The organism is Methylobacterium sp. 285MFTsu5.1 (genome assembly GCF_000383455.1).
Classification (GTDB): Bacteria; Pseudomonadota; Alphaproteobacteria; order Rhizobiales; family Beijerinckiaceae; genus Methylobacterium.
Map to the genome: position 1 here is coordinate 214,443 of NZ_KB911278.1, position 8,479 is coordinate 222,921.

Annotated in this window: 7 protein-coding genes; 5 read left to right on the forward strand and 2 right to left on the reverse strand. The window is 69.6% G+C overall.

The window, feature by feature from the left end; all coding sequences use genetic code 11:
• The first annotated feature begins 90 nt into the window (after positions 1 to 90).
• The 3 genes from H288_RS0115870 to pdeM are packed head-to-tail and all read left to right on the forward strand — an operon-like array spanning position 91 to position 4,396.
• A complete protein-coding gene (locus H288_RS0115870) occupies positions 91 to 1,047 on the forward strand; it encodes an alpha/beta hydrolase (protein ID WP_020093562.1) in 957 nt (318 codons plus the stop codon).
• Complete coding sequence (locus tag H288_RS0115875; protein WP_026604995.1) at positions 1,044 to 3,641, forward strand: ligase-associated DNA damage response DEXH box helicase; 2,598 nt, start codon at positions 1,044 to 1,046, stop codon at positions 3,639 to 3,641. Before H288_RS0115870 ends, H288_RS0115875 begins: the two co-directional genes overlap by 4 nt.
• A gap of 41 nt (positions 3,642 to 3,682) precedes the next feature.
• Complete coding sequence (pdeM, locus tag H288_RS0115880) at positions 3,683 to 4,396, forward strand: ligase-associated DNA damage response endonuclease PdeM (protein ID WP_020093564.1); 714 nt, start codon at positions 3,683 to 3,685, stop codon at positions 4,394 to 4,396.
• A 9-nt stretch (positions 4,397 to 4,405) separates the two neighbouring features.
• Here the strand turns inward: pdeM and H288_RS0115885 are convergent, their stop codons facing one another.
• Both H288_RS0115885 and H288_RS0115890 read right to left on the reverse strand, forming a co-directional pair.
• Complete coding sequence (locus H288_RS0115885) at positions 4,406 to 5,866, reverse strand: PAS domain-containing methyl-accepting chemotaxis protein (RefSeq protein WP_020093565.1); 1,461 nt, start codon at positions 5,864 to 5,866, stop codon at positions 4,406 to 4,408.
• A gap of 208 nt (positions 5,867 to 6,074) precedes the next feature.
• Positions 6,075 to 7,061, reverse strand: coding sequence for a CorA family divalent cation transporter (locus H288_RS0115890; protein WP_020093566.1), 987 nt, complete (start codon positions 7,059 to 7,061; stop codon positions 6,075 to 6,077).
• Positions 7,062 to 7,272: 211 nt separating this feature from the next.
• Here H288_RS0115890 and groES point away from each other — a divergent pair, with 211 nt between their 5' ends.
• Entirely contained in the window at positions 7,273 to 7,563 is a 291-nt protein-coding gene (gene groES / locus H288_RS0115895) for a co-chaperone GroES (RefSeq protein ID WP_020093567.1), read from the forward strand.
• Positions 7,564 to 7,634: 71 nt separating this feature from the next.
• Positions 7,635 to 8,479: chaperonin GroEL (gene groEL / locus H288_RS0115900; RefSeq protein ID WP_026604996.1), on the forward strand; the 845-nt coding region annotated here is incomplete at its 3' end.

Here is an 8,479-nt window from a genome sequence, read left to right on the forward strand (position 1 = left end):
TCTCGCGGCGCGGCCTCGGCCAAAGGGAGAACTCCCGGGAATCGGGAATTGGTGTGAGAGGCTCTGAGTGCCGACGGGACCATACGCACGATGATCGACCACGCCCTGTTCGACCCGGCGACGATCGATCCCGAGACGCTCCGGCTCAATGCCGAGATCGTCTCGGCGCACGCCGCGCTGCCCGATCCCTGGTCGCTGCCGATCGCCGAGGTGCGCGAGCGGCGCCGTCTGGGCACCAAGGCGGCGCCCGCCATGCCGCACAGCGCCCGGGCCGAGTGGCTGACGATCGACGGGCCCGGCGGCCCGCTCAAGCTCCGCGTCGTCCGGCCCAAGCCCGGCACGAAGCTGCGCGGCGCCTACCTGCACATCCACCGCGGCGGCTGGGTCTGGGGCTCCGCCGACGAGCAGGATCCCTGGCTGGAGCGCATCGCCGACACCTGCGGCTTCGTCGCCCTGTCGGTCGAGTACCGCCTCGCCCCCGAGCACCCGTATCCGGCGGCGCTGCTCGACTGCGAGGCGGCGGCCCTGTGGCTGGCCGGTCCGGGCAAGACCGAGTTCGGCATCCACGCGCTGACCATCGGCGGCGAGTCGGTGGGGGCGCACCTCGCCGTGATGGTGCTGCTGCGGCTGCGCGACAAGCACAACCTGCCGCGGGCCTTCCGGGGCGCCAACCTCAACGCCGGCTTCTTCGATCTCGGTCTCACTCCATCGGTGCGGAACTGGGGCGAGGAGCGGCTGGTCGTGAACACCCGCGACCTGACCAAGTTCGCCGACGGCTACGTCCGGGAGGGCATCGACCGGCGCCGGCCGGACGTGTCGCCGATCTACGCCGACCTGAAGGGTCTGCCGCCGGCCCTGTTCACCATCGGCACCGCCGACCCACTCCTCGACGACACGCTGTACATGTCGGCGCGCTGGGCGGCGGCGGGCAATGGCGGCCACACGGCGATCTATCCCGGCGGCTGCCACGTCTTCGCCCGCTACCCGAGCCCGATGAGCGAGCGGGCGCTCGAGCTGATCGACCGCTTCCTGATGGCGCTCGCCTGAGCGACCCGTCCGAGATCCTGCCGGAGCGGTTCCGCGCCTGGTTCGCCGGGCGCGGCTGGGCGCCCCGATCGCACCAGCTCGATCTCCTGCGGATCGCCGGCGCCGGCCGCTCTGCCCTGCTGGTGGCGCCGACCGGGGCCGGCAAGACGCTGGCCGGCTTCCTGCCGAGCCTCGTGGCCCTCGCCGAGCGTGGCCCCCAGCGGAAGGCGGCGGGCCTCCACACCCTCTACGTCTCGCCCCTGAAGGCGCTCGCGGTCGACATCGCCCGCAACCTGGACGCGCCGATCGCCGAGATGGCGCTGCCGGTGCGCGTCGAGACCCGCACCGGCGACACCCCGGCCCACAAGCGCACCCGCCAGATCAGCCGGCCGCCGGACATCCTGCTGACCACGCCCGAGCAGCTGGCGCTGCTGATCGCCCATCGCGAGGCGGCGGAATTCTTCTCCGGATTGCGCTGCGTGGTGCTCGACGAGCTGCACGCGCTGGTGACCTCGAAGCGCGGCGACCTGCTGTCCCTGGCGCTGGCGCGGTTGCACCGGCTGAGCCCCGGCCTCGCGGCGATCGGGCTGTCGGCCACGGTGCGGGAACCGGACGAGCTGCGGAAGTACCTGGTGCCGCAGGGGCCGCTTCCCCCTCCTCCCGCCGCGCGCGGGGACGGCGCGTCCAGTCCTGACGCATCTCCTCCCCCACCCCGACCCTCTCCCGGACGGGACGGGGAGCCCGTCGCGCCGCCCATGGCCGATCTCGTCACCGTCGCCGGCGGCGCGAAGGCGGACCTGCGCATGCTCGATCTCGGCCGGGCGCTGCCGATCTCCGGCCACACCGCGTGGCACTCGATGCCGGCGATCTACGACCTCATCCGGGAGCACCGGACCACGCTGGTCTTCGTGAACACCCGCCTCCAGGCCGAGTACACGTTCCAGGAGCTGTGGCGGCTTAACGACGACGCCCTGCCGATCGCGATCCACCACGGCTCGCTCGACGCCCAGCAGCGTCGCCGGGTCGAGGCCGCGATGGCGGCGGGCCAGCTCCGGGCGATCGTCTGCACCGCGACCCTCGACCTCGGCATCGACTGGGGCGACGTCGACCTCGTGGTCAATGTCGGCGCGCCGAAGGGCGCCAGCCGCATCATGCAGCGGATCGGCCGGGCCAACCACCGCATGGACGAGCCCTCGAAGGCCTACCTCGTTCCGGGCAACCGCTTCGAGATGCTGGAGTGCCAGGCGGCCCTCGACGCCGTGGAGGAGGCCGCCCAGGACACGCCGGACGCCCGCCAGGGCGCCCTCGACGTCCTCGCCCAGCACGTCCTCGGCATGGCCTGCGCCGACGCCTTCGATCCGCTCCACCTCTACGACGAGATCGTCTCGGCCGCGCCCTACGCCGGGCTGACCTGGGAATCGTTCGAGCAGGTGGTCGACTACGTCGCCACCGGCGGCTACGCGCTGCGCGCCTACGAGCGCTTCGCCAAGATCCTGCGCGGTGCGGACGGGCTCTGGCGCGTGCGCGACGCCCGCACCGCCCAGGCCTACCGGATGAATGTCGGCACGATCGTCGAGGCGGCCCGGGTGAGGGTCCGCCTCGGCCGGACCCTGCGCGGCAAGCCCGGCACGGTGCTGCCGAAGACCGGCCGCGTGCTCGGGGAGATCGAGGACGAGTTCGCCGAGACGTTGACGGTCGGCGACACGTTCCTGTTCGCCGGCGAGACCCTGCGCTTCGAGGGGCTCGCCGAGGACGAGTGCCTCGTCACCCGCGCGCCGGCCGGCACCGACCCGGCGATCCCGTCCTACGCGGGCGCGAAGTTCCCGCTCTCGACTTTCCTGGCCGCCCGCGTGCGCGCGCTGATCGCCGACCCGTTCGAATGGGACCGCCTGCCCGAGCAGATCGGCGCCTACCTGCTCCAGCAGCGCCGCCGCTCCGTCCTGCCGGGCGAGCGCGACCTGCTGGTGGAGACCTTCCCGCGGGGCAAGCGCTACTACCTGACGGCCTTCCCGTTCGAGGGCCGCCTCGCCCACCAGACCCTCGGCATGCTGCTGACCCGGCGCCTGGAGCGTTCCGGCCTGCGCCCGCTCGGCTTCGCGGCCAACGATTACGGCATCGCCATCTGGTCGACCCGCGACGTCTCGGAGCGCGCCGCGATCGATCCGGACTTCATCGGCGACCTCTTCGCCGTCGACATGCTGGGCGACGATCTGGAGGCGTGGCTCGACGAATCGGCCATGATGAAGCGCACCTTCCGGCAATGCGCGGTGATCGCCGGGCTGATCGAGCGCCATCACCCGGGCCAGAAGAAGTCCGGCCGGCAGGTCACGATCTCGACCGACCTGATCTACGACGTGCTGCGCAAGCACCAGCCCGACCACCTGCTGCTGCGGGCAGCGCGGCAGGATGCGGCAACCGGACTCCTCGACGTGAGGCGCCTCGGCATGATGCTAGAGCGCATCCAGGGGCGAATCATCCACAGGTCTCTCGACCGGGTCTCGCCGCTCTCCGTATCCGTGATGCTCGAGATCGGGCGCGAGCGGGTCTACGGCGAGGGCGCCGACGAGATCCTGGCCGAGGCCGAGGCGGAGCTTCTCCAAGAGGCTCTGTCCTGACCGCCGATCCGCCCTCCCCCGACGACACCGAGGATGCGATCTTGGCGGCCGGCCTGAGACTCGAGAAGACTCACAAGCACCCCACCCTGATGCTCGCGGGCGAGACCCTGGTGCTGGACCTCTGCGGCGGCCTCTGGCTGCCCGAGCACCGGACGCTGATCGTGTCCGACCTCCACCTGGAGAAGGGCTCGTCCTACGCGGCCCGCTCCGGCCAGTTCCTGCCGCCCTACGACACCCGCGAGACGCTCGCCTGCCTGCACGAGGCGGTGGTGCGGCACGATCCGGCCCGGGTGGTGGCGCTGGGCGATTCCTTCCACGACGCCCGCGGTCCCGAGCGCATGGAGCCGGGCGACCGCGCCCTGGTGGCGGCCCTGCAGGAGGGGCGGGACTGGGTCTGGATCGCCGGCAACCACGACGCGGCCGTGAACGAGGGCGTCGGCGGCCGCTACGCGGACGCGCTGACGCTCGGCGGCCTCGTCCTGCGCCACGAGCCGAGCCCGGAGCCCGTGCCCGGCGAGATCGCCGGCCATCTCCATCCCTGCGGGAAGGTGGCGATGCGCGGGCGGGCGGTGCGCCGCCGCTGCTTCGTCACGGACGGCACCCGCCTCGTCATGCCGGCCTTCGGCGCCTACGCCGGCGGCCTGAACGTCCGCGACCGGGCGATCGAGAGCCTGTTCCCCGACGGCTTCACCGCCCATCTCCTCGGGGACGGGCGGGTCTTCGCCATCGGCCGGGCGCAGCTCGCCCGGGACTGAGTCGCCCGGTCAGGCCGTCTTCATGAACCGGATCACGCTCTCCGACAGGCTCGTCGAGTGGCCGGCGAGGCTCTCGGCGATGCCCTGGACCGCCTGGGCGAGCTGACCGGTGGCGTTGGCGGCCTCGGAGACGCCGCCGATATTGCCCGCCATCTCGTGGGTCGAGACCGCCTGCTCCTCGACGGCGCTCGCCATCGCCAGGGTGAGCTTGGACAGTTCGTCCACCGCGGCCGTGATCATCTCGATGGCGCCGACCGCCTCGCCGGTCGCGCTCTGGATCGCCGAGACCTGCTGCGTGATCTCGCCGGTCGCCTTGGCGGTCTGCTCGGCGAGCGCCTTGACCTCGGAGGCCACCACGGCGAAGCCGCGCCCGGCGGCGCCCGCGCGGGCCGCCTCGATGGTGGCGTTCAGGGCGAGCAGGTTGGTCTGGTCGGCGATCGACTTGATCATGCCCACCACCGCGTCGACCTTGCGGGCGTTCTCGGCGAGCTGGCGCATGGTCGCGTCGGTGGTCCCCGCCTGGGCGGCGATCTGCTGCGCGCGCTCCGAGACCCGCCCGACCTGGCCGGAGATCTCCTGGATCGCGCCGTTCATCTGCTCGGAGTTCGACGCGACCGACGACGCCTTGTGGCGCGCGGATTCGGCCGACTGCATCAGGCCCACGGCCGAGCTCTGCATCTCCTGGATGGCGGAGCCGACGGCCTCGACGACCCGCTTGACGTCGGTCTCCATGTTCACCTGCGCGGTGACGACCGCCCAGGTCAGCATCGGGCCGAGGTACTGCCCCTTCTCGTCGTTCACGGCCGTGACCCGCAGGTTGAGGGTCTCGGGCCCGACCTTGATCTTGGTGCTGTGCGGCAGCCGGCTCGCGTCGGCCAGCATCGTGCGCTGGTGGCTGGGGTTCTTGTGGAAGATGTCGAACGAGCGGCCGAGCATGTCGTCGACCTTCACCGGCAGGTGCTGGTCGATCGTGCCGAGGGTCTTGCGCGACGTGGCGTTCATGTAGTCGATCTTGAAGTTGTCCTTCAGATTGGCCGTCATGACCGCCACCGGAACGTTGTCGATCATCGTCAGGAGCCGGTTGATCTCCTTCTTCTTCGCCGAGATGTCCGCGGCGAACTTGACGACCTTGATCGGCTTGCCGCGCGCGTCGAGGACAGGATTGTACGTCGCCTCGAGCCAGACCGAGTCGCCCTCCTTGTCGAGGCGCAGGAACTCGCCCGTGACGTACTGGCCGTCCTTCAGCTTGCTCCAGAACGCCGCGTAATCGGCGGACTCGGCGTAGCTCTTGTCCACGAAGATGCGGTGATGGCGGTTCCGGACGTCGCTGAGGCCGTATTTCATCAATCGCAGGAAGTTCTCGTTCGCGTGAAGGACCGTTCCGTCCATCGAGAACTCGATGATCGCCAGCGAGCGGTCGAGCGCGTCGATCTTGGCCTGGGCTTCATTGAAAACAGTGCGATTGAACATGGTACGGCTCGCGTTCCCCCGGCGTGGGGTGTAGCCTCACAGCGTTAATGAATCCCTTATTCTGGCATTCGTCCAGTTTAAGAGTTGCCTGACGGAAATCGAATGCTTGGAGCGCCGCGCCCTCTGTGCGTCCGTAACCGGACCGACGCCATCGTCGAGATTGCATTCAAATATAAACTCGGTCAGGGCCGAAGCATACTTACGAATATCAGAACCAGCCGCGCATGCGAAAGTATACGATCGGCGCGACCGCGCTGATGAGGATCAGGCCGAGCGCGTAGGGATATCCGAGCGCCCAATCCAGCTCGGGCATGTGCTTGAAATTCATGCCGTAGATCGACGCGATCAGCGTCGGCGGGACGCCGACCACCGAGACGACGGTGAGGACGCGGAAGACGTTGTTCTGCTCGATGGTGATCAGGCCGAGGGCCGCGTCGAGCAGGAACTGCACGTTCTCGGCGAGCCGCGTCTCGAACTCGTCGAGGGATTCGATGTCCCGCTTGATCGTCTCGAAGCGCGCATCCTCCGGCAGGCCGAGGCTGTCGCAGGCCGCGGCGACGAACGGGATGATCCGTTCGAGCCCGAGCAGGCTCGACCGGATCTTGCCCAGAACCTTCCCGCGGTTACTGATGCCGCGCAGGATCCGGCGCAGGGCGAGGTCGCGGCGCCGGGGCGGCGGGCTCTCCAGGCGCCGCCGCTCGGCACCGCGGACGTCGAAGTCGAAGATGCGGGTCGAGAGCGTGTCGAGCTCGGAGCCCATATCCTCGAGGGCGTCGGCGAGGCTGTCGACCAGTTCCTCCAGCACGACGAGAAAGATCTCACTCGGCGTCGTGCTGCCGTCGCCGTCGGCGATACGCTTCGCGGACGCCTCGATGGCGCGCAGGTCGTGGAAGCGGATCGTGACGAGGTGATCCTTGGTCAGCAGGAAGCCCAGCGGCTTCAGCTGCGACGCGCTCTGCTCGAACGTGATCATCGGGGTCGAGAGCGAGAGGCCGCCCTTGACCCGGCGCAGGCGGCTCGACGTCTCGACCTCCGAGAGCGCCGCCCGCGACGGCACCCGCAGGCCGGTCGCGGCCTCGACCGCCGCAGCCTCCTCCGGCGTGGGGTCGTTCAGGTCGAGCCACACGGTGTCGCGCGCGATCGGGCCGCCGGGTCGCAGCGCCACCGGGCCTTCGGGTCCGTGCAGGCTCAGCATGAGAGCGCGTTATCCATGAGGGGGAACGGGGCCGCCGGCGCGTCATCGCACCGTCGCGCGGGGGTGCGACAGCCTTGACTCGGAACCCGCCCGCGCCTATCTCGCGGCCGTCTTTGGCACTCGCCGAGACAGAGTGCTAACAGTCGAGTTTGCGAGCGGTCCCGCCGGCCGCATCAACGCCAACTCAAGACCTGAAGCAAGAGGGCAGCTCATGAAGTTCCGTCCGCTGCACGACCGCGTGGTCGTCCGTCGCATCGAAGGCGAAGAGAAGACCAAGGGCGGCATCATCATCCCGGACACCGCCAAGGAGAAGCCGCAGGAGGGTGAGGTCGTCGCCGTCGGTCCCGGCGCCCGCGACGAGGCCGGCCGCGTCAACGCGCTCGACGTGAAGGCTGGCGACCGCGTCCTGTTCGGCAAGTGGTCCGGCACCGAGGTCAAGATCGACGGTCAGGACCTCCTGATCATGAAGGAATCCGACATCATGGGCGTCGTCGCCGCCTGATCGGGTCACCCGCCATCGCCCTTTGAGGCCGTCCCGGCCTTGGGGTTCAACAACCAGCTAAGAGGCACACAATGGCAGCGAAAGACGTTCGTTTCTCCGCCGACGCCCGCGATAAGATGCTGCGCGGCGTCGACATCCTCGCCGACGCGGTGAAGGTGACGCTCGGCCCGAAGGGCCGCAACGTCGTGATCGAGAAGAGCTTCGGCGCCCCGCGCATCACCAAGGACGGTGTGACGGTCGCCAAGGAGATCGAGCTCGCCGACAAGTTCGAGAACATGGGCGCCCAGATGGTGCGCGAAGTGGCCTCGAAGACCAACGACATCGCGGGTGACGGCACCACCACCGCGACCGTGCTGGCCCAGGCCATCGTCCGCGAGGGCGCCAAGTACGTCGCCGCCGGCATCAACCCGATGGACCTGAAGCGCGGCATCGACCTCGCCACCCAGGCGGCCGTCAAGGACATCATCGCGCGCGCCAAGAAGGTCTCGACCTCCGACGAGGTCGCCCAGGTCGGCACGATCTCCGCCAACGGCGACAAGGAGATCGGCGAGATGATCGCCCACGCCATGCAGAAGGTGGGCAACGAGGGCGTGATCACGGTCGAGGAGGCCAAGACGGCCGAGACCGAGCTCGACGTCGTCGAGGGCATGCAGTTCGACCGCGGCTACCTCTCCCCGTACTTCATCACGAACGCGGAGAAGATGGTCGCCGAGCTCGAGGACCCCTACATCCTCATCCACGAGAAGAAGCTCTCGTCGCTCCAGGCCATGCTGCCGGTGCTCGAGGCCGTCGTTCAGACCGGCAAGCCGCTCCTGATCATCGCCGAGGACATCGAGGGCGAGGCTCTGGCCACCCTCGTCGTCAACAAGCTCCGCGGCGGCCTCAAGGTCGCGGCCGTCAAGGCGCCGGGCTTCGG